Annotated in this window: 19 protein-coding genes and 1 other annotated feature; of the genes, 9 read left to right on the top strand and 10 right to left on the bottom strand. The window is 60.2% G+C overall.

What is annotated here, in order from left to right:
* Positions 1-38: 38 nt before the first annotated feature.
* Positions 39-2,384, bottom strand: a complete 2,346-nt coding sequence (locus ODJ80_RS06895; RefSeq protein ID WP_263041485.1) for a PP2C family protein-serine/threonine phosphatase — start codon at positions 2,382-2,384, stop codon at positions 39-41.
* 290 nt (positions 2,385-2,674) lie between these two features.
* Positions 2,675-2,905, top strand: a binding site (T-box leader).
* 73 nt (positions 2,906-2,978) lie between these two features.
* On the opposite strand from ODJ80_RS06895, the gene ODJ80_RS06890 reads away from it, so the two are divergent.
* Together ODJ80_RS06890 and trpS are read left to right on the top strand one after the other, a co-directional pair.
* A complete protein-coding gene (locus tag ODJ80_RS06890) occupies positions 2,979-4,172 on the top strand; it encodes an aminotransferase-like domain-containing protein (protein WP_263041484.1) in 1,194 nt (397 codons plus the stop codon).
* Positions 4,173-4,185: 13 nt separating this feature from the next.
* Complete coding sequence (gene trpS / locus ODJ80_RS06885) at positions 4,186-5,190, top strand: tryptophan--tRNA ligase (RefSeq protein WP_263041483.1); 1,005 nt, start codon at positions 4,186-4,188, stop codon at positions 5,188-5,190.
* An 87-nt stretch (positions 5,191-5,277) separates the two neighbouring features.
* Here trpS and ODJ80_RS06880 read toward each other — a convergent pair whose 3' ends face one another.
* The 4 genes from ODJ80_RS06880 to ODJ80_RS06865 form a co-directional block, all read right to left on the bottom strand.
* The gene (locus ODJ80_RS06880; RefSeq protein ID WP_263041482.1) at positions 5,278-5,904 is read right to left on the bottom strand and encodes a TatD family nuclease-associated radical SAM protein; all 627 of its coding nucleotides are present in this window, start codon (positions 5,902-5,904) and stop codon (positions 5,278-5,280) included.
* Between the two features lie 35 nt (positions 5,905-5,939).
* Entirely contained in the window at positions 5,940-6,710 is a 771-nt protein-coding gene (locus ODJ80_RS06875) for a TatD family hydrolase (protein ID WP_263041481.1), read from the bottom strand.
* 567 nt (positions 6,711-7,277) lie between these two features.
* Positions 7,278-9,242 carry a methionine--tRNA ligase gene (metG, locus tag ODJ80_RS06870; protein WP_263041480.1) on the bottom strand — a complete coding sequence of 655 codons (1,965 nt, stop codon included), beginning with the start codon at positions 9,240-9,242 and terminating at the stop codon, positions 7,278-7,280.
* Between the two features lie 367 nt (positions 9,243-9,609).
* A complete protein-coding gene (locus tag ODJ80_RS06865) occupies positions 9,610-10,950 on the bottom strand; it encodes an S-layer homology domain-containing protein (protein ID WP_263041479.1) in 1,341 nt (446 codons plus the stop codon).
* Between the two features lie 288 nt (positions 10,951-11,238).
* On the opposite strand from ODJ80_RS06865, the gene ODJ80_RS06860 reads away from it, so the two are divergent.
* From ODJ80_RS06860 to ODJ80_RS06830, 7 genes are all read left to right on the top strand, one after another.
* Positions 11,239-12,126: a pyridoxamine kinase gene (locus ODJ80_RS06860; RefSeq protein ID WP_263041478.1), complete on the top strand. Its 888-nt coding sequence runs from the start codon at positions 11,239-11,241 to the stop codon at positions 12,124-12,126.
* Between the two features lie 100 nt (positions 12,127-12,226).
* Positions 12,227-13,549 carry a phenylacetate--CoA ligase family protein gene (locus ODJ80_RS06855; protein ID WP_263041477.1) on the top strand — a complete coding sequence of 441 codons (1,323 nt, stop codon included), beginning with the start codon at positions 12,227-12,229 and terminating at the stop codon, positions 13,547-13,549.
* A gap of 561 nt (positions 13,550-14,110) precedes the next feature.
* The gene (gene iorA, locus ODJ80_RS06850) at positions 14,111-15,835 is read left to right on the top strand and encodes an indolepyruvate ferredoxin oxidoreductase subunit alpha (RefSeq protein ID WP_263041476.1); all 1,725 of its coding nucleotides are present in this window, start codon (positions 14,111-14,113) and stop codon (positions 15,833-15,835) included.
* 465 nt (positions 15,836-16,300) lie between these two features.
* Positions 16,301-16,870: an indolepyruvate oxidoreductase subunit beta gene (locus ODJ80_RS06845; protein WP_263041475.1), complete on the top strand. Its 570-nt coding sequence runs from the start codon at positions 16,301-16,303 to the stop codon at positions 16,868-16,870.
* A 92-nt stretch (positions 16,871-16,962) separates the two neighbouring features.
* Positions 16,963-18,264, top strand: coding sequence for a phenylacetate--CoA ligase family protein (locus ODJ80_RS06840; RefSeq protein ID WP_263041474.1), 1,302 nt, complete (start codon positions 16,963-16,965; stop codon positions 18,262-18,264).
* Positions 18,265-18,368: 104 nt separating this feature from the next.
* Positions 18,369-19,703, top strand: a complete 1,335-nt coding sequence (locus ODJ80_RS06835) for an MATE family efflux transporter (protein WP_263041473.1) — start codon at positions 18,369-18,371, stop codon at positions 19,701-19,703.
* Positions 19,704-19,924: 221 nt separating this feature from the next.
* Positions 19,925-20,356 (top strand): ACT domain-containing protein, encoded by a 432-nt coding sequence (locus ODJ80_RS06830; RefSeq protein ID WP_178864717.1) that lies wholly within the window; start codon positions 19,925-19,927, stop codon positions 20,354-20,356.
* A 144-nt stretch (positions 20,357-20,500) separates the two neighbouring features.
* On the opposite strand, the gene ODJ80_RS06825 is transcribed toward ODJ80_RS06830, so the two are convergent.
* Genes ODJ80_RS06825 through ODJ80_RS06805 form a run of 5 tightly spaced genes read right to left on the bottom strand, consistent with a single transcriptional unit; the run spans position 20,501 to position 25,594 of the window.
* Positions 20,501-20,707 (bottom strand): hypothetical protein, encoded by a 207-nt coding sequence (locus ODJ80_RS06825; protein ID WP_263041472.1) that lies wholly within the window; start codon positions 20,705-20,707, stop codon positions 20,501-20,503.
* 5 nt (positions 20,708-20,712) lie between these two features.
* A complete protein-coding gene (locus ODJ80_RS06820) occupies positions 20,713-21,780 on the bottom strand; it encodes an ABC transporter ATP-binding protein (protein ID WP_442863901.1) in 1,068 nt (355 codons plus the stop codon).
* On the bottom strand, positions 21,770-22,765 hold the full coding sequence (locus ODJ80_RS06815; RefSeq protein WP_263041471.1) for an ABC transporter ATP-binding protein: 996 nt from the start codon (positions 22,763-22,765) through the stop codon (positions 21,770-21,772). The genes ODJ80_RS06820 and ODJ80_RS06815 overlap by 11 nt, the downstream gene beginning before the upstream one ends.
* A gap of 5 nt (positions 22,766-22,770) precedes the next feature.
* A complete protein-coding gene (locus ODJ80_RS06810; RefSeq protein ID WP_263041470.1) occupies positions 22,771-24,585 on the bottom strand; it encodes an ABC transporter permease subunit in 1,815 nt (604 codons plus the stop codon).
* A gap of 16 nt (positions 24,586-24,601) precedes the next feature.
* A complete protein-coding gene (locus ODJ80_RS06805) occupies positions 24,602-25,594 on the bottom strand; it encodes an ABC transporter permease (RefSeq protein ID WP_178864714.1) in 993 nt (330 codons plus the stop codon).
* Positions 25,595-25,643: the final 49 nt, after the last annotated feature.

Below are 25,643 nucleotides of genomic sequence, written 5' to 3'. Positions count from 1 at the left end.
GACATCCAGCCTTGGCTTGGATGTCCTTTTTTGTGCGGTCATTTCAGCACCAGCACCAGGGCGGTGATGTCATCCTCGTGGCCGTCGCTGCGGCGCTTACGGGCTTCGCCGGTGATGCGCTGGGCCAGCAGGTTGGGGTTTTCCTCCTCGTCCCAGTGGAGCACCAGGTCCTCCAGCCATTCCTGGCCGCAGGCGGTCACTCCGTCAGAGAGCAGCACCACCACGTCCCCCGGGGCGAGCTCCCGGCTGTAGGCGGCAAATTCCACCTGCGGCATGATGCCCACCGGCACGCTGGAGGCCTCTACCACCTCTACCCGGCGGCCCCTGCGCAGCAGGCTGCAGGCTGCCCCTGCCTTGCGAAACTCTCCTTTGCCGGTGAATAGGTCAATGCAGGCGATGTCCAGGGTGGCCAGGGACTCATCGCCGCTTTTGGCGATCAAGGCGGAATTCACGGTTTGCAGCATGGGGTCGAACCCGATGCCCGCTTTCAGCAGGCTCTCCGCCATAGCACAGGTCATGGCCCCGTCCACCGCAGCCCGGCCCCCGGTGCCCATGCCGTCGCTGAGCACTGCGACGAGCCGCCCGCAGCCATCCGCAAAAACGCTGGCGCAGTCCCCGCAGAAGGCCCCGTTTTTGGCGCTGTACTGAGAGAAGCCCCGGGCCACCTCATAGGCTGGGCGCTGGCACATCTGCAGCCGGCAGGACTCCTCCCCATTGCTGATGCAGGGGGGCGAGAACACCCGGCCGCAGGCGGCGCTGATCTCCCGGGTGAACTGAGCGCGGTTCATCCGCCGCTGGTGCTCCCGGCCCACCTCTGCTTCAATGGTCATCCGGCCGAAGCGGTCCAGGCGGCAGCACACTTCCAGTGGCTCGATGCCGTTCTCCCGCAGAATGTCCGCCACCCGGGCAGCGGCCTCCTCGTCAAAGCTCTGGTATTGGGAGAACTCCCCGGCCATCTCCTCCAAAATATCGGCAGTGGTCTGGAAGTGGTCCTCCACCACCTCACGCACCTGGGCGGCCCGCAGCTGGGCGGCCTCCTTCAGCAGATACCTCCCATAGCTTTTGTTGATCTCATCCCGCATTTCGCCCATCCGGCCGCACCGGTCAGAGAACTCCTTGGTAAAGTCCAGGGTGTCAACCCGGCCTTTCTCCTTTAAGCAAGAGGTGAGCTGGGAGAAGTTCTCCAGTGTCTCCTCCCGGTGCTTGCGCCAGCAGGCCCCTCTGGCGCTGCAACCCGCGCACACCGCTTCCACTGCGCGGTCGTAGACGCCCTGCAGGCTGGGGGCACAAACAGCCGAAAGTTTTTGGGAGATCTCCTCCACAGAGGTGTGCACTTGGGAAAGGGCTTCCGCCGTATGGCGCAGCCGCATGACAATGTTCCCCCGCAGGGCCCCGCCGCTGAGGGTGTCCTTCCGCACGCCGAACAGCTGAGAGAGCCGCTGGCTGCGAGGCAGGGCCATGTAGAGAATGGTGGCGGCCCCCACCTCAATGGCTCCTCGCAGGATGGTCTCCTGAGACTCCGCCCCCACCTGCATGGAGGCGATGCCGTGAGAGAGGATGAACGCCACAGCGCCGGCTACCTTCCCCATGGGGGAGAACACCCCGGCCATCAGGCCGCCCAGGCCGTAGGCCCCGGAGAGGTAAGAGAGCCCCGCTGTGGAGAGGCCCTGAATGGCCCCGGCGGTGATGCCAGCCACCGCCCCTCCGCCAATGCCCCCCAAGCGGGCGCAGGTGAGCACCATCAGCACCATCAGAATACGCCCCAGGGACACGCCCCCAAAGGTGACGCTGGAAAAGGAAAGGGCCACCACCCCGGCAGTAACCGTCGCCGCTGCCACATCACCGCTTTCATAGAGGCCGCTGGAACGTCCCCGGCCATCGCCCGTAAGCCCTAAAAGAAGGTTGCTTGTCCGCCGCAAAAAGTAGGCGCATCCCGCTCCTAAGAAGGACTCTGCCACATACAGCGCGGCTGTGTAGGAGAGAGAGCCGTTTAAAAGCACCATTGTCATCCCTGTGAGGAGCAAGGGCAGCAGGGTCACAGCCGGAGCGAACAGTGGGTGGGCGGTTACGCCTTTCAGCTCGGACAGGGCCCAGCGGATGGCAGCTGCAGCCAGCAGCGCTGCCGCGTAGCGTATGGGAATATACGCCGGAGAGGGCATGAGATACCCCAAAAACGCGCCCAGCACCGCGGCCCACATACCGCCCCGGGGAACGCTGGCTGCCGCCGCCACGCCAAAGGGGGCATATTTTCCAAATACCAGCCCACGGGAGCAAAGCAGGCTGCCTGCAAAGCTGCCAGCAAGGATCAGGGCCTTGCGGGTATAGGGCGAATCCAGCACCTCCTGGGCCCGCAGCCAAATTTTCCGTACTCTCGTCTCTTCCACCAAAAACACCGCCTCATTGATAAAATTATGGAAACCGACTATGCGGCTTGTGAAAGGATTATACCCTTTCTCAGGAAATTTTCCTGTCGCTTCCAGGAAGGGCGTTTCTGTCACTTTTCTAAAGAGACGGCGGGTTTTCAGAGCTTGCGGGCCCTTGGGGGAGGCTGGTGGCGAAGTTTTGTGCAAAAAAGATTATGGCAACGTCTTATGTAAATTTAGTTCCTGTTTCGGCAAAGGGATCTTCCGTTTGACTTTTGCTCCCAAGGGGAGTATAATAGAGAAAATTTGTGGAGAAACCGCAGAGCGGGAACAAGTAACGCAGGGAACCGCCTTGTTCAGAGAGCCGCGTTTGGTGGAAAGCGGCAGGCGGCCCGGCGCCAATGGACCCCGTGAGGGCGGGCTGGAACGGGCTTTGTGCCCCTGTATGGCCCGACGTGTTCCGCGTTAAGGAAAAGAGTGGGCAAGGGGGAACCCCCTTTGCCAAATGTGGGTGGCACCGCAGGCAAAGTCCTGTCCCAATCCTTGGAAGCAAGGCGGGAGGGGGCTTTTTTTGTTGCCGCAATCCCAAAAATGAAGAAAGTGAGTGGAGCAAGCATGGAATATCAGTTTTCAGAGCGTGTGAAGAGCCTTAAACCCTCCGCCATCCGGGAGATTTTGAAAAACTCCTCCGACCCCAGCGTCATCCCCCTGTCCGCGGGCAACCCCGCCCCGGACGCCTTCCCCTATGAGGCTGTGCAGAAGATTTCCCAGGAGCTGCTGCAGAACACCCCCATCGACGCCCTGCAGTACGGCGTCACAGAGGGGTATACCCCCCTGCGCCAGCACCTGCTCTCCTATATGGAGCAGAAGCACCATGTGGGCACCCAGAATGACGATATCCTCATCACCAGCGGCGCCCAGCAGGTGATGGACCTGCTGACCAAGACCCTGTTGAACGAAGGGGACACCGTCCTGTGCGAGGCCCCCAGCTTCATCGGTTCTTTGAATACCTTCCGCTCCTACCGGGCCAAGCTGGTGGGCATCCCTATGGAGGAAGACGGCATCGACACCCAGAAGCTGGAAGAGGCCCTGAACAGGGAAAAGAATGTGAAATACCTGTACACCATCCCCAACTTCCAAAACCCCTCCGGCATCACCATGAGCCTGGAGAAACGCAAGAAAGTCTATGAGCTGTGCCGGGAGCACAACGTCATCATCTTGGAGGACAACCCCTACGGGGATTTGCGCTTTGCCGGGGAGGACGTGCCCTCCATCAAGTCCTTAGATACCGAGGGCGTGGTGGTCTACGCCGGTTCCTTCTCCAAGGTGATCTCCCCCGGCATGCGGGTGGGCTATGCCATCGGCCCCAAGGAGGTCCTGCAAAAGATGGTGGTGTGCAAGCAGGGCGAGGACGTCCACTCCAACATGTGGGCCCAGATCGTCTGCCACCGCATTATGACCGAGTATGACTATGAGGCCCACCTGGAAAACCTGCGGGCTATCTACCGCCGGAAGAGCTCCATCCTGCTGGAGGCCATGGAGCGGTACTTCCAGCCCCTGGGCATCACCTGGAGCCACTTTGAGGGCGGCTTGTTCGCCTGGTGCACCCTGCCCGATGGGGTGGATATGCTGGAGTTTGTCAAGAAGGCCACAGAGCACAAGGTGTGCGTGGTGCCGGGCACCGCGTTCCTCACCGACGAGAGCGAGCCCTGCCAGTCCTTCCGCGTCAACTTCTCCACCCCCACGGACGAGCAGCTGACAGAGGGGATCCGGCTCTTGGCGGAGACCTATGAAGAAATGACCAAGTAAGGAGAGAATCACAATGGAAACACAGCAGAAAAAACGGGTCCTCAGCCTAATCCAGCCCACGGGCACCTTCACCCTGGGCAACTACCTGGGGGCCCTGAAGAATTTCGTGGGCCTGCAGGATGCGTACGAGTGCGTTTACGGCCTGGCGGACCTGCACGCCATCACCGTCCGGCAGGAGCCCGCAGCCCTGCGGAAAAACGTGCTGGATGGCTACGCCATGCTGCTGGCCATGGGCATCGACCTGGAGAAGAGCATCTTTTTCATCCAGAGCCAGGTGCCGGAGCACTCCCAGCTGGCCTGGATTTTGAACTGCTACACCCAGTTTGGGGAGCTCTCCCGCATGACCCAGTTCAAGGATAAATCCCAAAAACACGCGGACAACATCAACGCCGGCCTGTTCACCTATCCCTGCCTGATGGCCGCGGACATCCTGCTGTACCAGGCGGACTACGTCCCCGTGGGCGCGGACCAGAAACAGCACCTGGAGCTGACCCGCAACATCGCCGAGCGCTTCAATGGCCTGTACAGCCCCACCTTTACCGTGCCGGAACCCATCATCCCCAAGCACGGCGCCCGCGTCATGTCCCTGCAAGACCCCACCAAGAAGATGTCCAAGTCCGATGAGAACGTCAACTCTTTCATTACCGTGCTGGACGACCCAGACACCGTCCTGCGCAAGTTCAAGCGGGCCGTCACCGACTCGGAGGCCCTGGTCCGCTACGACCTGGAGAACAAGCCCGGCGTCAGCAACCTGATGGCCATTTACTCCACCATCACCGGCAAGAGCATGGAGGAGATCGAGGCGGAGTTTTCCGGCAAGGGCTATGGGGATTTCAAGCCCGCCGTGGCCGAGGCCGTCATTGAAGAGCTGCGCCCCATCCAAGAACGGTTCCGCCAGCTGGCGGGGGACAAGGCTTACCTGGAGCAGTGTTACCGGGACAACGCCCCCAAAGCGGAGCGCATCGCCCGCAAGACCCTTCAGAAAGTGATGAAAAAAGTGGGGTATCTGCCGCTGTAACCAGCGGCTCCCCACAGCATAGAAAAGGGAGGCGCCAGCCGGCGTCTCCCTTTTTGTCTCCCGGAAAGGGGCCCTGCGGGGCTCCTTTCACTTTTCGATGTATTCCCGCACGAAGAAATCCGCCCCCAGGCGCTCGCACACCTGTTTGCAGGCGTCGATCTCCTCCTTGGGCATGGTGCTCACCACCGTCATGCGCACATGGGGCACGTTGAACACCGCCCCCGCCGTAAATTTCAAAATAGCGGGGAAAGCATCCAGCCCAAATTGGCTGTGGCAGATGGCCTCATACTTTTCCGCGTCGCTGGCGTTCAGGCTGACGGAGACCGCGTCCACCAGGCCGTCCATCTCCTCGGCCACATTCCGGCCCGTGATAAGGTTGGCCAGGCCGTTGGTATTGATGCGGATAAAGTGAGAGCCCTTCTCTTTGATCTTCCGGCACAGCCACATCATGTCATCCCACCGGCAGGCGGGTTCGCCGTAGCCGCAGAACACCACCTCGTTATAGCGGTTCAGGTCCCGGCGCTCCAAGTCCTCCCACATTTCCTCCTTAGTGGGTTCGCCCCCCTGATACCAGAGGTTGTCCGCGTACAGGCTGCCGGGGCTGTTCTGCCGCAGGCAGAAGTCACAGGCATTGCAGCACTGGTTTGTCACATTGATATACAGGTTCCTGCCGTACTCGTAGGCCACCGGAGCGCCGTACTTGTTCTGTTCCATGTCATTACTTCCTTTCCGGGGAGAAGCCCCGTCCGTTACCCCAGGTTGAACAGCCGCCGGGTGTTTTCCGCGGTGACGTCCAGCACCGCCTGGGCCTCCATACCCCGCAGCTCCCCAATTTTTTCCGCCACAAAGGCAATGAGGGAGGAGTCGTTCCGCTTGCCCCGATAGGGGACAGGCGCCATGTAAGGGGCGTCGGTCTCCAGCACAAGCCGCTCCAGGGGGATGTTTCTAGCCACTTCCACCGCGTGCCTGGCATTTTTAAAGGTGACCACGCCACCTAGGCCGATGTACATACCCAGGTCTAAAATCTCCCGGGCGGTCTCCCAGCTGCCAGAGAAGCAGTGCACCACCCCGGCAGGCTTGTACTTTTTGAGGAATTCCAACGTGTCGGCGTGGGCCTCCCGGTCATGGACGGCCACGGGCAAAGCCAGCTCTCGGGCCAGCTCCAGCTGGGTGGCGAACACCTCCTGCTGCCGGTCCTTGGGGCAGGCGTCCAGCCAGTGATAGTCCAGGCCGATTTCGCCCACCGCCACAATCTTGGGCTCTTTCAGCATCTCCTGGATTTGCCCCAGCCAGTCCTCCGGCAGGTCCAGGGCGTCCTCCGGATGGATGCCCACCCCGCCCCAGATATAGTCGTACCGGCGGGTCAGCTCCAGGGTGGCGTAGCAGCTCTCCAAATCCGAGCCCATGTTCACAATGCCCACCACTCCTTTTTCCTGCAGGGTCCAGCCCAGCAGCTGTTCCCGGTCGCTGTCGAACTGGCGGCTGTTATAGTGGGCGTGAGAATCGAAAATATTGCGCAAAAAATCACCTCGTTGAAGCCGCCATACCGCGCGGCGGAAAGGTTTTAGGGGTACAGTTTACCCGTGGCAAATGTTCCGCGCTTCTGCGGAGAGCAAGTCGCGGCGGCTCGCTTTGCCCACCTGTGCCGGAAAAGTTTTCCCGCAGAACACGCGGGCTATATTCCGCGTCCGGAAGCTGACGGTGCCCGCTGTTCCCGGGCGCCCAAGCGCCCGTCCCGCGTCTTGTCCCGTCCGGTCACGGACTTGAAGCCACCATGCCGTGCGGCGGCTCGCTCTGCCCGCCTGTGCCGGAAAACTTTTCCCGCAGAACACGCGGGCTATATTCCGCGTCCGGAAGCTGACAGTGCCCGCCATTCCCGGACGCCCAAGCGTCCGTCCCGCGTCCTGTCCCGTCCGGTCACGGACTTGAAGCCGCCATGCCGCGCGGCGGCTCGTTCCACCCGCCCGTGCCGGAAACGTTTTCCCGCAGAACACGCGGGCTATATTCCGCGTCCGGAAGCTGACGGCGCCCACTGTTCCCGGACGCCTAAGCGTCCGTCCCGCGTCTTGTCCCGTCCGGTCACGGACTTAGCACAGCTTGGCCCCGGCAGGGATGGAGTCGTCCACCATCAGCAGGTGCAGGGCCTCCTCGCCCCTTTCCGTGTGAACCGCGGAGATCAGCATGCCGCAGCTCTCCAGGCCCATCATCTTCCGGGGGGGCAGGTTCACAATGGCCACCAGCGTCTTGCCGATCAGGTCCTCCGGCTCGTACCACTTGTGGATGCCCGAGAGGATCTGCCGGTCCACGCCGGTGCCGTCGTCCAGGGTGAACCGCAGCAGCTTCTGGCTCTTCTTTACCGCCTCGCAGGCCTTCACCTTCACGGCCCGGAAATCGCACTTGCAGAAGGTGTCAAAGTCCACCTTTTCCTCCAGCTGGGGCTCCACCTCGATGGCGGGCAGCTGGGCTTTGGCGGCAGCCTCCTCCATGGCGGTGACCTTTTCCATCACCTCGTCCACGTCCAGCCGGGCAAAGAGGATTTCCGGCTTGTCCGTCACTTTGCCGCCGCTGGGGTACAGGCCGGTCTTATCCAAATCCTCCCAATCCCGTGCTTGGGCGTTGAGCTGGGCCAGGATCTTCTCTGCCGTCTCCGGCATAAAGGCCTTCAGCAGGCTGGCCCCCAAAGTGATGCAGTCCACCAGGTTGTAGAGCACCTGGGCCAGCCGGGGTTTCTTTTCCTCGTCCTTGGCCAGGGCCCAGGGCATGGTCTCGTCGATATACTTGTTGCAGCGCTTAAACAGGGCGAAGATCTCCGTGATGGCGTCGGCCACCCGCAGGCTGGCCATCTTTTCCGCCACCTTGTCCCGGCAGGCGGCGGCCACAGCCTTCAGGTCCTGGTCCACGGCCTCGGTGACGCCGGTGCCGGTCACAACGCCGCCAAAGTACTTGTTGCTCATGGAGACAGTGCGGTTCACCAGGTTGCCCAGCACGTTGGCCAGGTCAGAGTTGGTCCGCTCGCACACCAGCTCCCAGGTCAGGTTGCCGTCGTTGTCATAGGGCATCTCGTGCAAGAGGAAGTACCGCACCGCGTCCACGCCGAACATGTTCACCAGGTCGTCGGCGTAAATGATATTCCCCTTAGATTTGCTCATCTTGCCCCCGTTCATCAGCAGCCAGGGGTGGCCGAACACCTGCTTGGGCAGGGGCAGATCCAGGGCCATCAGGAAGATGGGCCAGTAGATGGTGTGGAACCGGATGATGTCCTTGCCGATTAGGTGCAGGTCTGCGGGCCACAGTTTCCCAAATTGCTCGGTTGACTCCCCGCCGCAGTGGTAGCCGATGCCGGTGATGTAGTTGGTCAGCGCGTCCAGCCAGACGTACACCACGTGCTTGGGGTCGAACTCCACCGGGATGCCCCATTTAAAGCTGGTGCGGGAGACGCACAAATCCTGCAAACCGGGCAGCAGGAAGTTGTTCATCATCTCGTTCTTCCGGGCCACGGGCTGGATGAACTCCGGGTGCTGGTTGATATACTCAATCAGCCGGGGGGCGTACTTGCTCATCTTGAAGAAATAGGCCTCCTCCTTGGCGGGGTGGACCTCCCGGCCGCAGTCGGGGCACTTGCCGTCGATGAGCTGGCTCTCAGTCCAGAAGCTCTCGCAGGGGGTGCAGTACAGGCCTTCGTAAGCGCCCTTGTAGATATCCCCCTTGTCGTAGAGGTACTTGAAGATCTTCTGCACCTCTTTCTCGTGGTAATCGTCGGTGGTGCGGATGAAGTGGTCGTAGGACACGTTCATCAAATCGAACTGCTCCTTGATGATGGCCGCCACTTTGTCCACGAACTCCTTGGGGGTCACGCCCTCGGCTTCGGCCTTCAGCTCGTTTTTCTGGCCGTGCTCGTCGGTGCCGGTCTGAAAGAACACGTCATAGCCCTCCATGCGCTTAAAGCGGGCGATGGCGTCCGCCAGCACAATCTCGTACACGTTGCCGATGTGGGGCTTGCCGGACGTGTAGGCAATGGCTGTTGTGAGATAATACTTTCCCTTGTTGCTCATTCTAAATTACCCTCCATGCCGCCGGGGCGGCGAAAATTCATTGAACCAAAACGAACGCTCTCTTACCGGAACAGCAGCACAGAGAACACCGTGGCCACCATCAGCACGGCCAGCACTGTTGCCGTGATGCGGATGAACAGCTTGCGCCGCTTGTCATTATAGCCCTTCATCGTGATGCGCCATCCTTTCCGGCCGGTTTCATCCAAAAGCCGATAATTACTAATTAGTTTACCATTTTCTGCGGGGTTTGTAAATCCCTTGTTTTGGCAGAAAAAGGGCCGCCGGTTTCCCAGCGGCCCTCTCTGCCTTCTCTCTACTTAAAAATCTATGTTCCCCTTTATTTTCGCCGCGCGGATGCCCGGCGCGCTTAGCGGTCCCAAAACCGGGCGAGGTCCCCCAGGGGCAGGCACACAAACCGCCGCTGGGAGTCCAGGTCGTGCCAGACGCACCCGGCCATCCACAGCTGGCCGTCCGTGCCGAAGAACAGCGGCACGCCCTCCAGGGAGAGATTCTCCGGGGAGAGGGTCTGTTGGCGCAGCTCTTCCACCAGCCCCTCGTCCGTCAGGCCTCGGAACTCCAACCACTTGTCAAAGGCGGCGTCCAAGGCTTCTTGGGCGGCCAACTCGTAGCCCTCTAAAGAGTCCTCAGAAAGCTCCAGCACCGCTTCGCCGGTGTTCCACTGCTGGCCTGTCTCCATGCTGATGTTCCACACTCGGAAGCGGTAATTCGTCTCGTTAGAGCGCTCCCAGGTCACCAGGGAGAGGATCTTGTCCCCGTATTTCCGCACGTTCCAGAAGTAGCCGATCTCGTCCACCATGGGGGCAATCCCCTGCTCCATGCTGGCAATGGCGTCCTCGTACAGCTGCCCGTAGGCATTTTGAATCTCCTGGTTCATCTGGGCGGTGTCCACACCGGGCAGCTCCACCTCTGGGATGCGGTAGCGGTAGATGATGTCTCCCAACAGGTATCCCGCGTCCGGCACCGGGTGGACAGGGGCCTCTCCCAGCGCGGTCTCATCCATGTCCTGCGAATAGAGCTCATTGGCAAATTTGTGGAGTACCGCAGCCGCCTGGGCACGGGTCAATGGCTCCCCCGGCAGGAGCTTCCCATCGCTGCCCTTGAAAATTCCCTGGGCAACGGCCCATGCCATAGCGTCACGGGCGTAAAGGGAGGTGTCCCACCCGTCCGGGAAGCTGTTCAGCGGATAGGTGGTGGTTTCCGTGTCCGCGCCCAGCAGCTGGGCGTATTGGTACAGGATCACCGCCGCGTCCTGCCGGGTGACAGGGGCGGCAGGGGAGAAGGTCTCCAGGGTGGGGGTGTCAAAGGTGAAGCCTCCCTGGCCCGTGCCGCTGACAATGCCCCGGCTTGCCGCCCACTCAATGGGAGCGGTGTACCATACATCCGCCTCTACGTCCTGGAAGCGGCTGCTCTTGAAATCCAGCTCCGTGGGGGACGCCCGGTTGTACAGGGTGGTCACCAGCATGGCCCGGGTCATGGGGGCGTTTGGCTCAAAGGCGGCGCCCGTGCCGCTCATAGTTCCCGTGATGGTGGCCCAGTACACGTCGTTGTAAAACCAGTCCGTCCGTTTCACGTCGGTGTAGGTTTTTTCCAGGTCCAGGGTCAAGGCCCCCGCGGGCAGGGCGCACCCCAGCAGAAGCAGCACACCCAGCAGCAGGCTGACGATTTGTTTCAAGGCTTTCTTTTTCATACGTTTCTTACCTCCTTTGCAAACGGGGTCCTTCCGCCCCAGGGGGAACAGGGCTTCTCCCTGTCCTTTCACCTATAAGAATACCATAAAACTCTCTTTGGTTGCGCATGGTTTCAAATATTTTTTGGAGAAAATAAAACGTTTTTTTGTTTTGTTTGCCGAGTCGGCTTGTCAGAGGGAAGAGCCGCCGGAGGCCCCGCTGTTCAATGCTTTGGCGGGTTTGACATTCCCCGCCAACTGTACTACACTAATCCCAGCCAACAATCCTTTTAGAAAGCGTGATATCCAATGGAATATAAAGAGATGAGCTGCCTTGCCATCCACGATATCTCCGGGGTGGGCAAGTGTTCCTTAACCGTGGCCCTGCCGGTGCTCTCCTGCTGCGGGGTGGAGACCAGCGTGCTGCCCACAGCGGTGCTGTCCACCCATACCGGCGGCTTTACCGGCTTCACCTACCGGGACCTGACCGATGACCTGCTGCCCATGGCGGAGCACTGGAAGGGGATTGGCTGCCGGTTCCAGTCCCTTTACAGCGGCTTTTTGGGCAGCGCCGGGCAGATCGGCCTGGTGGAGCAGATCTTCGACTGGTTCCGGGAGGAAAACACCCTCATCATGGTGGACCCGGTGATGGGGGACGGGGGAAAGCTCTACAAAACTTACACCCCTGAAATGGCCAGCGGCATGGCCCGCTTGTGCGGCAGGGCGGATATTGTGGTGCCCAACATGACAGAGGCCCATCACCTGCTGGAGCGGGAGTACGACCCGGGCCCTTACACCCGGCAGCAGATCGAGGGCATCCTGAAAGGGCTGTGCGCCCTGGGGCCCCGTATGGCTGTCCTTACAGGGGTGTGGCTGAAGGAGGGCAGTCTGGGCACCGCCTGTTACGACGCCGCCACCGGCGAGGCAGAGCTGTATCTCACCGACCGCATCGAGGGGTTCTACCACGGCACCGGGGATCTGTTCGCCTCCGCTTTGCTGGGCGGGCTTTTGAACGGCATGTCCCTGAACGCCGCTTGCGAAACCGCCACCGAGTTTACCTGGCGCACCATCGAAACCACTCACGAAAAGTGCGCGGATCACCGCTTTGGCCCTAAATTCGAGTGCCACCTGCCCTGGCTGGGGGAAAAAATGGAAGCGTGTCGAAAAACTATTGCAAATCCTGCGGATTTACGGTAAAATGAGCTAAGGCTGCTTTCTCGATTTACCAGCTTGAAGCTGCGGGAAGAAAACTCCTTTCAGCAAGGGGCTGCAGCCTGGAAAGAAGGTTTGCAAGGCCATGGAAGCAAGGTTTTTCCAAAAAGACATCGAGACCATGAGGCGCCCGGATATCGAAGCGCTCCAGCTGGAGCGCCTGCGCCGCATGGTGGATTACTGCTACAATAACGTGCCCTTTTACCACGAGCGCCTGGGGGCGGCGGGCATCACCAGCGGGGACAAGATCAAGGTCCTGTCGGATGTGCAGTACATCCCCTTCACCACCAAGGATGACATCCGGGACAACTACCCCTTCGGCATGCTGGCTGTTCCCATGAAGGACATCGTCCGCATCCACGCCTCTTCGGGCACCACGGGCAAGCCCACGGTGGGGGCTTATACCAAAGAGGACATTGAGAACTGGTCGGATTTCGTGGCCCGCATTGTCACGGCCTCAGGCGTCACAGACGAGGATATCATCCAGATCTCCTTTGGCTACGGCCTGTTCACCGGCGCTCTGGGCCTGCACTTTGGCCTGGAGAAGGTGGGCGCCACGGTCATTCCGGCCTCCTCGGGCAATTCCCAGAAGCAGCTGATGATGCTGCGGGATTTCGGCGTCACCGGCCTGGTGGCCACTCCCAGCTATGCCTTGTACCTGGGGGAGCTGGTCCGGGAGAGTCCCTATCCCAAGGAGGCCTATTCCAGCTTGAAGTACGGCATTTTGGGAAGCGAGGGCTGCACCGAGGAAATGCGCCAGCGCATCGAGGAGAACCTGGGCGTCACCGTCACGGATAACTACGGCATGACGGAGCTCACCGGCCCGGGCGTCTCTGGAGAGTGCCATCTCCGCTGCGGCCTCCACTTTGCCGAGGACGCCTTCCTGCCGGAGATTATCGACCAGGACACCCTGGAGCAGAAGGCCCCCGGCGAGGCCGGCGAGCTGGTGGTCACCACCCTGACCCGCCAGGGCATGCCGGTGCTGCGCTACCGCACCAAGGACATCACCCGCCTGAATTACGAGCCCTGCGCCTGCGGCCGCACCCATGTGCGCATGGAAAAGGTGATGGGCCGCACCGACGATATGCTCATCATCAAGGGGGTCAACGTGTTCCCCAGCCAGATCGAGAGCGTGCTGGTGGGCATGGAGAACGTGGGGCCCCACTACCAGCTGGTGGTGCGCAAGAAGAACTACCTGGATACCCTGGAGGTCAAGGTGGAACTTATCGACGGCTCCCTATTGGAAAGTTTTGGAGAACTGCAGTCCCTGCAGCATAAGATCCACGACCGGTTGAAGAGCGTGCTGGGGCTGGAGACCAAGGTGACCCTGGTGTCCCCCAAGAGCCTGGAGCGCTTCCAGGGCAAGGCCAAGCGGGTGCTGGACCTGCGCAATCAGCCGGAAGAATAAAAGCAGAGCCAAACCGCGAAGCGGCGTAAAAGTTTTGATCAAACTTTTTCAAAAGTTTGCGAGGTGTGGAGCAGCGCTCCACGACCTTGACCTTACCCGGCGCAGCCGATGGAAAAGTGCAGCGAGCGGGGCGCATACGCCCAACGGGCGGTAGCCCCGGGAGCGGGAGCGGAGGCACTGCGCTTTGAAACACCGCCCAGCCCTGCGGTTGAAACACCGCTGTCGCTTCCGCCAAAGGGCAGCGGGCGCTTGGAGCGGGTTTCAGGCTGGCTTGTGGAAGGCCTCTGCGAATCGGAGATTCGCCCGGGAGAACTGCCCGGCGAGGGGCGCTGGTGCCCAGTGGGCACCGTTCAGCGCTGACCGAGGCGGCAGCCGAGACCTCCCAGCAAAAACAATCCACCGGATTGTTTTTGCTCCCTTTCCTGCGCTTGCTTACGCTAAAAAGGCCGCAGGGGCTTTGCCCCCGCACCCCCACCACCTTTGAAAAGGTGGACGAAACTTTCATGCCGCTTCGCGGATGTATTCCATTTTTATAGTATCTACTGGAGAGGAAGATCTTTCATGAAACATCTCTACCTGGGCAACGAAGCCGTTGCCCGCGGCCTGTATGAGGCCGGTGTGCGGGTGGTGTCCGCCTATCCCGGCACCCCCAGCACCGAGATCACCGAGGCCGCTGTGAAATACCCCGAAATCTACTGCGAGTGGGCCCCCAATGAAAAGGTGGCCACCGAGACCGCCTGCGGCGCCTCCATCGGCGGGGCCCGGTCCTTCTGCGCCATGAAGCATGTGGGCCTGAACGTGGCGGCCGACCCCCTGTTCACCATGAGCTATATCGGCGTAAACGGCGGCATGGTGCTGGCCGTGGCCGACGACCCCGGCATGCACTCCTCCCAGAACGAGCAGGACTCCCGCAACTATGCCCGGGCCGCCAAGGTCCCCATGGTGGAGCCCGCCGACTCCAAGGAATGCCGGGACTTTACCAAGCTGGCCTACGAGCTCTCCGAGCAGTTCGACACCCCGGTCATCCTGCGGCTGACCACCCGCATCGCCCATTCCCGCTCCATCGTGGAGGATGGGGAGCGGAAAGAGCTGCCCTTGAAGGAGTATAAAAAGGACCCCGCCAAAAACGTCATGCTGCCCGCCTTTGCCCGGCCCAAGCACGAGAAGGTGGAGGCCCGCACCCGCACGCTGGTGGCCTATGCGGAGACCACTTCTTTGAATAAAATCGAGGACAACGGCGCGAAGATCGGCGTCATCGCCGCGGGCACCCCCTACCAGTATGTGAAAGAGGCCATGGGGGACACAGTCAACTACTTGAAGCTGGGCCTGGTGTGGCCCCTTCCCGAACAGCTCATCCGGGACTTTGCCGCCAAGTGCGAGAAGGTCTATGTGGTGGAGGAGTTGGACGACTTCATCGAGACCCATTGCAAGGCCCTGGGGGTGGAAGTCACCGGCAAGGCGCTGTTCCCCCGCTGCGGAGAGTTCTCTCAGAAGCTCATCAAGAAGCTCCTCACAGGGGAGGAGGAGAGGTCCCTCTCCCTGGAGGCGGAGATTCCTGTGCGGCCGCCGGTCATGTGCTGCGGATGTCCCCACCGGGGCGTGTTCTACGCCTTAAAGCGGGAGAAGGTCTACGTCAGCGGAGACATCGGCTGCTATACTCTGGGGGCCAGCGCTCCCCTGGGCGCCATGGATTCCTGTATCTGTATGGGCGCCTCCGTGTCCGCCCTCCACGGCTACAACAAAGCCCGGGGAGCGGAAGGGGAGAAAAAGAGCGTGGCGGTTATCGGCGACTCCACCTTTGCCCACTCCGGCATCACCAGCCTCATCGACATCGCCTATAACCGTTCCAACTCCGTGGTCATCGTGCTGGACAACTCCATCACCGGCATGACCGGCCACCAGCAAAACCCCACCACCGGCTACAACATCAAGGGCGAGCCCGCCACCGCCGTGGACCTGGAAGCCCTGTGCCACGCCATCGGCATCCACCGCGTCGCCGTGGTGGACCCCTATGATCTGAAGGAAGTCACCCGGGTGCTGAAGGAGGAGCTGGCCGCCGAGGAGCCCTCGGTGATCATCAGCCGCCGCCCCTGCGCCCTGCTGAAATACGTCAAGTACAACCCGCCCCTTTCTGTGGACCAGGACAAGTGCATCGGCTGCAAGGCCTGCTTGGGCATCGGCTGCCCGGCCATCAGCTACCGGGAGGGCAAGGCTGTCATCGACGGCACCCAATGCGTGGGCTGCGGCGTGTGTAAGGGCCTGTGCCCCAAGGGGGCCATCGGCTAAAAACGCCGAAGGCGCGTAAAAGTTTTTGATAAAACTTTTTTCAAAAAGTTTTTCAGGGGCGCAGTTTGCCAGTGGCAAACGTCCTGCGCTGACCGAACTGGCAAGTGAGAAGGGGTGAAACCCCAAGGTCTTACCCGGCGCAGCCGGAGAAAGAAAACCAGCGAACGGGGCGCACGCTGCGCAGCAGATAGCCCCGGAAGCGGATGGTTTGCAGAAGACCCTCTCATTGGCACAGAAAATTCCCGGATGTCCCCTGTTGCCCGGGGCCGAACTTGTGCAGGTCGTCCGGGCCTTGGTCTATGCACTTCGTGCCATGCGGCAGGTGGCCCTGCGCTCTTTTTGCAAAGCTTCGCTTTGCTTTGATAAGGTCGCGGTTTTCTTGAAAGAAACCCGCCTAAAGAACTTTCACGCCGCTTCGCGGTCACTCTTTTTCAAACTACCATTTCAACACCGAAGGTGATATTTATGAACAAAAGCGTTATGATCGTCGGCGTGGGCGGGCAGGGCACCCTGCTTGCCAGCCGCATTTTGGGCGACGCCATGATGGACCAGGGCTATGACGTAAAGGTCAGCGAGGTCCACGGCATGAGCCAGCGGGGCGGCTCCGTCGTCACCTATGTCCGCTATGGGGACAAGGTCTATTCCCCCATCATCGAAACAGGCGAGGCTGATATCGTCCTGGCCTTCGAGCAGCTGGAAGCCGCCCGGTTCCTTCCCTATCTGAAAGAGGGGGGCACTGTGGTCACCAGCACCCAGAAGATCGACCCCATGCCCGTGGTTACCGGGGAAAAAGAGTATCCCCAGGGCCTGCTCTCTGAAATGGAGGAAAAGGGCGTCAACGTCCTGGCGGTGGACGCCCTGAAACTGGCGGAAGAGGCTGGCTCCCAGAAGGCGGTCAACGTGGTGCTCATCGGCGCCATGGCACAGCGCCTGGGCGGGGAAAAGGAGGCGTGGCTCTCCGCTGTGGAGCGCTGCGTTCCGCCCAAGTTCTTGGAAATGAACAGGAAGGCTTTTGAATTGGGCTGGCAGGCCTAAAGCTGCCGGGCAGGCGCAAGCCTGCCTTTTTTGTAAAAGCCGCCGGGGCTTTCCCCGGAGTGAAATACAGCAGAGAAAGGAACAGTTCACCTATGCCAAACTATTATGAGCCCGAAATTGAGTGCGCCTCCCGGGAGACCCTGCGGGAGATCCAGTCCCAGCGGCTGGCGGAGATGGTTAAGCGCTGCTATGACCATGTGCCCCTGTACAAAAAGCGGTTCGACGAGATGGGCCTGAAGCCCGAGGATATCCGCTCCATCGATGACCTTACCAAGCTGCCCTTCACCACCAAGCAGGACCTGCGGGACACCTATCCCTTCGGCCTGATCGCCGTCCCCCGGGATGACCTGGCCCGGGTTCACGCCTCTTCGGGCACCACGGGCAAGCAGACCGTGGTGGCCTACACCCAGAACGACCTGGATATCTGGGCCCGCAGCGCGGCACGGGCCATTGTGGGCTGCGGCGGCACCCACGAGGACTTTATCCACGTCTCTTATGGCTACGGCCTGTTCACCGGCGGCCTGGGGCTGCACGACGGCGCCGAGAAGATGGGCGCCACCGTCATCCCCGTCTCCTCCGGCAACACCAGCCGCCAGGTGCAGATTCTGCAGGATTACGGCTCCGACATCCTGGCCTGCACCCCCAGCTATGCCATGTACATCGGCGAGACAGTGCGGGAAAAGGGCATCGACCCCAAGAGCCTGCGGCTGCGCATTGGCATCTTCGGTGCGGAGCCCTGGACCGAGGAGATGCGCCGGGAGATTGAAAAGGCCCTGGCCATCCGGGCTTTCGACATCTACGGCCTTTCGGAGATCGCGGGCCCCGGCGTCTCCTGCGAGTGCGAGGAACAGGCGGGCATGCACGTCCAAGAGGACTTCTTCTACCCGGAGATCATCGACCCCGTCACCGGCGAACAGCTGCCCGATGGGGAAGAAGGGGAGCTGGTGTTCACCTGCATCGGCAAAGAGGCCCTGCCCCTCATCCGCTACCGCACCCGGGATATCTGCTCCCTCACCCATGAGAGATGCGCCTGCGGCCGCACCACCGTGCGGATGACCAAGCCCAAGGGCCGCACCGATGACATGCTCATCATCCGGGGCATCAATGTGTTCCCCTCCCAGATCGAGAGCGTGCTGCTGGATTTGGGCATGGACCCCAACTACCGCATGATCGTGGACCGAAAGAACAACCTGGACACCCTGGAAGTGCAGGTGGAGATGAACGAAAGCATGTTCTCCGACACGGTCCGCAGCCTGGAGCGGGTGGAGCGCACCATTGCGGATGCCCTCCACTCCACCTTGAACATCGCCGCTAAGATCACCCTCTTAGAGCCCAAGTCCATCGAGCGCAGCGAGGGCAAGGCCAAGCGCGTTATCGACCGGCGCAAGCTGTGAGCCCCTGTTTGACGGAAGCCTTCTTCTCAGGTATAATGATACGGTTGCTCTCAAAGAATCAATAAGACCCTGCGCCGTGCAGGGGCTGGGAAGGAACGCAAGGAATGGAAAAAGAATACCTGATACGCAAACGTCCCGCCGCGGCGCTGTTGGTTTTTGCGCTGCCCATGATGCTGGGCAACTTCTTCCAGCAGGTGTACACCATGGGGGACTCCGCCATTGTGGGCCGCCTGGTGGGAGAGGACGCTCTGGCGGCAGTGGGCGCCTCTTACTCCCTGACCAACGTGTTCATCTCTATCGCCATCGGCGGGGGAGTGGGGGCTTCGGTTATCACCAGCCGGACCTTTGGAAGCCGGGAGTATGCCCGCATGAAGCGTTCGGTCTCTACGGCGCTGCTTTCCTTCCTCGGCATCAGCCTCCTGCTGGGCGGGGTGGGGCTCTCTCTCAGCCGCCAGATCATGGTGCTGCTGCGCACCCCGGAAAACATTTTGGACGACGCCACCACTTACTTGAACATCTACTTCTTGGGCCTGCCCTTCCTGTTCATGTACAACGTGCTGTCCTCCATGTTCAACGCCCTGGGGCGGTCCCGCATCCCCCTGTACCTGCTCATTTTCTCCTCCGTGCTCAACGTGGCCCTGGATATCTACATGGTGGGCCCTCTGCAAATGGGCGTGGCGGGGGCGGCCTGGGCTACCCTCATCGCCCAGGGCATTTCCGCGGTGCTGTCCTTCTGCATTTTTTTGAAGGAGCTGAGAGCCTATCCGGGCAGCCTTTCCGGCCGCCTTTTCGATGTGGCAGAGCTGAAAAACATGGCGAAGGTGGCCCTGCCCTCCATTTTGCAGCAGTCCACCGTGTCCATCGGCATGATGCTGGTCCAGTCCGTGGTGAACAGCTTCGGCTCTCAAATGCTGGCGGGCTACTCGGCGGCCATGCGCATCGAGAGCGTGTGCATCGTGCCCATGAGCGCCATGGGCAACGCCATCTCCTCTTACACGGCCCAAAATCTGGGCGCGGGCCAGCCAGAGCGGGTCAAGGCCGGCTACCGGGCCAGCTACGGCATCGTGTTCGCCATCGCGGCGGCGCTCTGCCTGGTGGTGCAGCTGCTGGCCCGGCCGCTGATCTCCCTGTTCATGGAGGACGGGGGCTCTGCGGTGGCCTTTGAGACGGGTATGGCCTGCACCCGGTTCATGGGCTGGTTCTATGTGCTCATCGGCTTGAAGATGATCTCCGACGGCGTGCTGCGGGGCGCCGGGGACATGCCCCTCTTTACCGTGGCGAATCTGGTGAACCTGGGCCTGCGGGTGGTGCTGGCAGTGACCCTGGCCCCCCGGTTCGGCATCCAGTTCGTGTGGATGGCTGTGCCCGTAGGCTGGCTGGTGAACTACCTCATCAGCTTTTTCGAGTACCGCACCGGCCGCTGGAGGAGGGCGAAGTAAAGCGGGGAACGCTGTGTGTTGGAAAAGAGAACTTCCTGCTTCCGGGCCTGTCCCCGTAAGGGTTCTTCCAGCCTGGGGGCAGGGGAGTTGTAAGCGGCGCGGGGGAAAAACCTGGGGCCTGCGCGGAAAACCCGTATCGACAAACGTGGTTTCCTCTGCTATAATAGAACTAGAAATAATTGCCCCGCCAGGGGGCTATCTTCAGGAGAGGACGTGACTGTATGCAGATCCAACAGCTTTCTGTGTTTATCGAGAACAAGCCCGGCCGCATGGCGGAGGTCACCGAGGTGCTGGCAGAGGCCAACATCGACATCCGCGCCATTTCCGTGGCGGACACCCGGGACTTCGGCATCCTGCGTGTCATCGTGGACAAGCCCAAGGAGGCCGTGGAGGCCCTGAAGGCCCACGGCATGACCGTCACCCTCACCAAGGTGATCGCGGTGGGCATTGACGACAAGCCCGGCGCCTTCTCCAAGGCGGTGCGGCTGCTCTCCAACGAGGGCTTTGATGTGGAGTACATGTACGCTTTCATCAGCCGGGATAAGGGCAAGGCCTTCGTCATCATCCGGCTGGACAACGGCCAGAAGGCCGCCGAGGCCCTGCACGCCAACGGCTTTGAGATTCTGTCTCCCGAGGCCATCTATAAAATGTAATTGCCCATAGCTCTATTTGGGGAGGGGAGGTGCTGCGCATACGCAGCACCTCCCCTTTTTCGGAGGAAAGCCCCGACAGGCGCAAGAAAGGCCCCCAGCAAAACTGCTGGGGGCCTTTCTACAAAAGGAAAGCGTGTGTCAATATTACAGAAACCGGAAGAAGAAGAAATACAAGATCAGGCCGAAAACTGCCAGCACCAGCAGGAACGCTGGCACAAAGACGATCAGCGCCGCCAGAATCATGGCAAGCCGGTCCTTCTTTTCCAAGGGCGTTTTCTCCACGTCTTTTTGAAAGCGTTCCTCCGCTTTCTTAATATCCACCAGCCGGTTGACCTTTTTGCGAAAGAACATAGGCGTCAACCCTTCTTTGAATCCAGCGGGAAGTGGCAGGCCACATAGTGGTGGTTGCCCATGTCTCTCCACTCGGGGACCTCATTCTTGCACTTTTCTTGGCAATAGCGGCACCGGGTGTGGAATTTGCAGCCGCTGGGCGGGTTTACAGGGCTGGGGATATCCCCCTCCAGCAGGATGCGCTCCCGCCCGCCATTGTCCTCTTCCGTGGTGGGAATGGCAGAGAGCAAAGCCTCGGTATAGGGATGATAGGTGTGGGCAAACAGATCTTCCGATTCCGCCAACTCCACCATGTTGCCCAGGTACATCACACAGATGCGGTCGCTGATGTACTTTACCACGCTTAAGTCGTGGGTGATGAACAGATAGGTCAAACCCGCCTTTTCGCGCAGCTCAGAGAGCAGGTTTAAGATCTGGGACTGGATGGAAACATCCAGAGCGGAGACGGCCTCGTCACACACCACAAACTTGGGGGAGAGGGCAAGGCTGCGGGCAATGCCAATGCGCTGGCGCTGGCCGCCGGAGAACTGGTGGGGATACCGGTTGAACATGTAGCTGGCAAGCCCGCAGTCCTCCATCACCTTCATGATGTACTCCTTCATGGCCGGGTCTCCCCGCTTGAAGATCCCATGGGAGGTCAGCCCCTCTCCAATAATCTGCCCCACGGTCATCCGAGGGTTCAGGGAGGAGTAGGGGTCCTGGAAAATCAGCTGCAGGTCCTTGCGCAGCACCCGCATCTCCTCATAGGAGAGCTTCTTTAAGTCGATGGCCTTCCCGTCCTTGTAAAACAGAATGTCCCCGTGGCTTTGGGGGTACAGCTGTAAAATGGTCCGTCCCAGGGTGGACTTGCCGCAGCCGGACTCGCCCACCAGGCCCAGGGTCTCTCCCTCGAAGATATCCAGGGAGATGCCGTCGTTGGCCCGCACATAGCGCTGTTTTTCCCGCAGCTTGGTTTTCTTTACAGGAAAGTACTGCTTTACATCCCGCAGGCGCAGAAGCACCTTCTTCCCATCCACCACGGGCTGGGCGGCGTCCCGTTCCACGGTTGCCTGTGTTTTCATCTCATTCGCCATGTTCTTTTCTCACCGCCTTTTCCGCATAGAAACAACGTACCACATGGCCGGGCTCCACCTCCTGCAGGGGAGGCTCCGCCTCCTCGCAGCGCTTGGTGCAGTACTTGCACCGGGGGCCGAATTTGCAGCCCTGGGGCAGGTACAGGGGGTTGGGTACAGAGCCGGGAATCGCGTCCAGCTTTTCCCCCTTTGGGGTGTTCAGCTGGGGAATCGAGGTCATCAGGCCCTCGGTGTAGGGGTGGGAGTAGGTGCCGTCGTGGAAGATGGTCCGCGCCGGCGCCTTTTCCACAATTTGCCCGCAGTACATCACGGCCACCTCGTCGGCCATCTCGTGGATGACCCCCAGGTCGTGGGTGATGAACAGGATCGAGGTGCCCATCTGGGCCTTCAAGTCGTTCATCAGCTTCAGAATCTGAGCCTGGATGGTCACATCCAGGGCGGTGGTGGGTTCGTCCGCGATCAGCAGCTTGGGCTTGCAGGCCAGCGCCATGGCGATCATCACACGCTGGCGCATGCCGCCGGAGAGCTGGAACGGATACTGCTTGGCAACCCGCTCTGGGTTGGGGATCTTCACATCGGCCAGCAGGTCCACAGCCTTCTTCCTGGCTTCCTTTTTGGTCATGTTCTGGTGGATCTGCAGGGTCTCGCCAATCTGCCGCTCCACGGTGAACACCGGGTTCAGAGAGGTCATGGGCTCCTGGAAAATTACAGAGATCTCATTGCCCCGGATGTGGTACATCTCTTTGTCCGTGCACTGCAAAATGTCCTTGCCGTCAAAGGTGATGCTTCCGCTTTCAATATAGCCGTTTCCGTCCAGCAGCTTGATGATGCTCATGGCGGAAACGCTTTTGCCAGAGCCGGATTCCCCCACAATGCCCAGGGTTTTTCCGGCGTCCAGGGAATAGGTCACGTCGTTAACAGCCTTGACGATGCCCTTCTTGGTCTTAAAATAGGTGTGTAGGTTCTTCACTTCCAATAAGCTCACAGCGCTCACCTCTCTTTCGATTTGGGGTCGATGGCATCACGCAGGCCGTCGCCCACGCAGTTGATGCTGATGGTGCAGATGCCCAGCGCGATGGACGGGAACACCCACCGCCACCAGTAGTTCTCAATGACCTGCCCGTTCTGGGCGCCGTTGAGCATGTTGCCCCAGGTGGCGTTGGGCTCTGCCACGCCAAACCCAATAAAGGACAGGGAAGACTCTGTCAGCATGCAGGTGGCAAAGTCCAGGGTGGCGTTGACAATGATGACTGTGATGATGTTGGGCAGGATGTGCCGGAAAATGATGCCAAATTCCTTCACGCCCAGGGCTTTGGCTGCAGTGACAAACTCCTGCTCCCGCTCTGCCAGCACGCTGCCGCGCACCAGCCGGGCAATGCCCGGCCAGGAGAGCAGGCCCAGAATGAACATGATGAGGATAATCCGCTGCATCTCAGAGATGGAATTCCCCAAAATGCTGGAAAGAATGATACAGAAGGGAAGGAAGGGGACAGAGGAGACGATCTCCGTCAAGCGCATCAGCAGGTTGTCCAGCTTGCCGCCTTTATATCCAGAGACGCCGCCCACAATCACGCCGATAAAGGTGGAGATAATCACGGCGATGGCGCCCACGGTCATGGTCATGCGCCCGCCCACAATCAGGCGGCGGAACACATCGCGGCCCAGATTGTCGGTGCCCATCAGGTAGCCGTCCAGGCCCCAGCCCTTGGCGCTGCCGTCCTCCATAATCGCGTAGCTGCTGTAGTATCCAGCGGAAACAGAGGCGGCTTTGCCGTTCAGATGGGGGGCCTGGTCCTGGCCAAAGGTGTTGTCCCCCCAAGAGGCCACCGTGCCGTCATCCAAAATGGCGGTGTAGTGGTAGCGCCCCGCAGAGAGGGCTGTCACCCGGCCCTGGATGTCCTCGGGCACGTCCATGGAGTGGTTTACGTTGTTGCCCCAGGTGTGCACCCGCCCGTCGCTGGTGAGGGCGGCGGCGCTCTCGTCGGTCAGGGCAATGTCCACCACGTCCCCCTGAATGTCTTCAGGCACATTGGTGAAGGAAGAGGCCTTGTTGGAAAGGGGCACCACTTCGCCGTCGTTGGTCAAGGCCATGACAATGTTGGTGTTGTCATCAAATTTGGCAATGTTGCCCTGTACCTCGCTGGGGACGGAAATGTTCATCAGATAGGCGCTGCCCCAGTTATACAGGCGCCCGCTTTCCGTCAGGACCAGAGAGATCTGGTAACCGGCGGAAATCTGCTTGATGGGCTGGGGGGCCGCTTCCAGCTCCACGGGCACATTGGCCAGGCCCATGCGGTCGTTGCCCCAAGTGAAGATCTTGCCCTCTTCGTTTACGGCCAGCACATGGTCCAGGCCGGCGGAGATCTGGGTCAGCTTGCCCATCTCCGAAGAGGAGGGGATGTTCTTCAGCTTCTCTGTGGGGAAGGTGCCCCACTCGTACACATTTCCGTTCTCGTCGATAGCTACGGAGAAGGTGCTGCCAGCGGAAATCATCTTGGCGTTGCCCTGCAGCTGGCTGGGCACCTTCAGCATGCCGAAGCCCGGCGCCACATTGGACTGGGTCACATCCTGATAGTGCAGTTCAATGGGGTAAAAGAAGGGAAGGACGATACAGCACAGGAAAATTACCAGGAACAGGACAAGGCCCGTCATGGCCACCTTGTCGTGCAGAAAGCTCTGTACCACCATGCGCACAGGGCTTTGCATCAACTCTTCTTCCTCCTGGGGAAGGCCGCCCAGCACCATGCGCTGCGCAGCTGCCGCAGCCGTGGATTTGCGGCTGCCGAAAAGTTTTTTCTTTGCCATTGGGTTCCCTCCTTTCTCAGTTTTCCAGCCGGACTCTGGGGTCCGCAATGGTGTAAGCAATGTCCATAATCACGTTGCCCGTCAGGGAAAGCACCACATAGAACATCTGCATGGTCAGCACCACAGAGAAGTCCCGCTGCATCAGACCGTTGATCAGCGTTTGGCCAAGGCCGGGCCACAGGAACACGTTCTCAATGACGATGGAGCCGCCAAACAGGGATACCACCCAGGCGGTGGCAATGGTCACCACGGGGATCAGGGCGTTGCGGAAAGCGTGGACATAGATAACCACTTTTTCCCGCAGGCCCTTGGCCCGGGCAGTCTTGATGTAATCCATGCGCAGCACGTCGATCATGGCGGCCCGCACATACCGGGTGATGCTGCCAATGCCCGAAATGGACATGACGATCACCGGCAGGGACATGTGCCACAGGGTATCCAGGGCCGTTTGCAGGGCGTTGCCTTCAAATCCAGCTGTGCGCACGCCGCTGATGGGGAAAATTGGGATCTTCACCGCGAAGGCGAAAATGGCCAGCAGGGCAATGATGAAGCTGGGCAGGCTGTAGCCAATAATGGTGACCACCTGGATGGTCTTGTCGAAGACGCCGTTCTTGCGCACTGCGGTGGCAATGCCAAGGGGTACAGCAATGAGGAAGGTGACCAGCATAGAGACCAGGTTGAGCATCACAGTGTTCAGCATCGGGGTGCCGATCATGTCGATGACATCCTTCTTATACTGGGTGGAATAGCCAAAGTTCCCGGTGAGCATATTGCCGATCCACCGGATGTACTGGACGATCAGGGGGCCGTTCAGGCCCAGGTTTTCCCGAGTTTGATCGTACAGCCGTTGATAGGCGTCAGGCTTCATGTTGGCCTTTGCGTCGCCCAGCATCATGGTCACGGGGTCGCCGGGCATAATTTTATAGATAAAGAACATCAAGATGGAAATGATGAAGAAAACGAACACAATATAGATAAATCTCTTCAGCAGATATCTGCCTTTTCCCACTTGAATCCCCCCATTTCTCGATAATTTCTGTTTTAAAAGAGCCGGCGAA

It is taken from the genome of Acutalibacter sp. LFL-21 (assembly GCF_025630755.1).
GTDB lineage: Bacteria > Bacillota > Clostridia > Oscillospirales > Acutalibacteraceae > Acutalibacter > Acutalibacter stercoravium.
The sequence above is the reverse complement of the archived record's forward strand: the minus strand, read 5'-3'. Positions and strand labels throughout refer to the sequence as shown.

Excerpts from the sequence above, each read along its gene's own strand:
- ODJ80_RS06890 (WP_263041484.1), top strand. The coding sequence starts at position 2,979 with ATGGAATATCAGTTTTCAGAGCGTGTGAAGAGCCTTAAACCCTCCGCC.
- trpS (WP_263041483.1), top strand. The coding sequence starts at position 4,186 with ATGGAAACACAGCAGAAAAAACGGGTCCTCAGCCTAATCCAGCCCACG.
- ODJ80_RS06880 (WP_263041482.1), bottom strand. The coding sequence starts at position 5,904 with ATGGAACAGAACAAGTACGGCGCTCCGGTGGCCTACGAGTACGGCAGG.
- metG (WP_263041480.1), bottom strand. The coding sequence starts at position 9,242 with ATGAGCAACAAGGGAAAGTATTATCTCACAACAGCCATTGCCTACACG.
- ODJ80_RS06865 (WP_263041479.1), bottom strand. The coding sequence starts at position 10,950 with ATGAAAAAGAAAGCCTTGAAACAAATCGTCAGCCTGCTGCTGGGTGTG.
- ODJ80_RS06860 (WP_263041478.1), top strand. The coding sequence starts at position 11,239 with ATGGAATATAAAGAGATGAGCTGCCTTGCCATCCACGATATCTCCGGG.
- ODJ80_RS06855 (WP_263041477.1), top strand. The coding sequence starts at position 12,227 with ATGGAAGCAAGGTTTTTCCAAAAAGACATCGAGACCATGAGGCGCCCG.
- iorA (WP_263041476.1), top strand. The coding sequence starts at position 14,111 with ATGAAACATCTCTACCTGGGCAACGAAGCCGTTGCCCGCGGCCTGTAT.
- ODJ80_RS06845 (WP_263041475.1), top strand. The coding sequence starts at position 16,301 with ATGAACAAAAGCGTTATGATCGTCGGCGTGGGCGGGCAGGGCACCCTG.
- ODJ80_RS06840 (WP_263041474.1), top strand. The coding sequence starts at position 16,963 with ATGCCAAACTATTATGAGCCCGAAATTGAGTGCGCCTCCCGGGAGACC.
- ODJ80_RS06835 (WP_263041473.1), top strand. The coding sequence starts at position 18,369 with ATGGAAAAAGAATACCTGATACGCAAACGTCCCGCCGCGGCGCTGTTG.
- ODJ80_RS06830 (WP_178864717.1), top strand. The coding sequence starts at position 19,925 with ATGCAGATCCAACAGCTTTCTGTGTTTATCGAGAACAAGCCCGGCCGC.
- ODJ80_RS06825 (WP_263041472.1), bottom strand. The coding sequence starts at position 20,707 with ATGTTCTTTCGCAAAAAGGTCAACCGGCTGGTGGATATTAAGAAAGCG.
- ODJ80_RS06820 (WP_442863901.1), bottom strand. The coding sequence starts at position 21,780 with ATGGCGAATGAGATGAAAACACAGGCAACCGTGGAACGGGACGCCGCC.
- ODJ80_RS06810 (WP_263041470.1), bottom strand. The coding sequence starts at position 24,585 with ATGGCAAAGAAAAAACTTTTCGGCAGCCGCAAATCCACGGCTGCGGCA.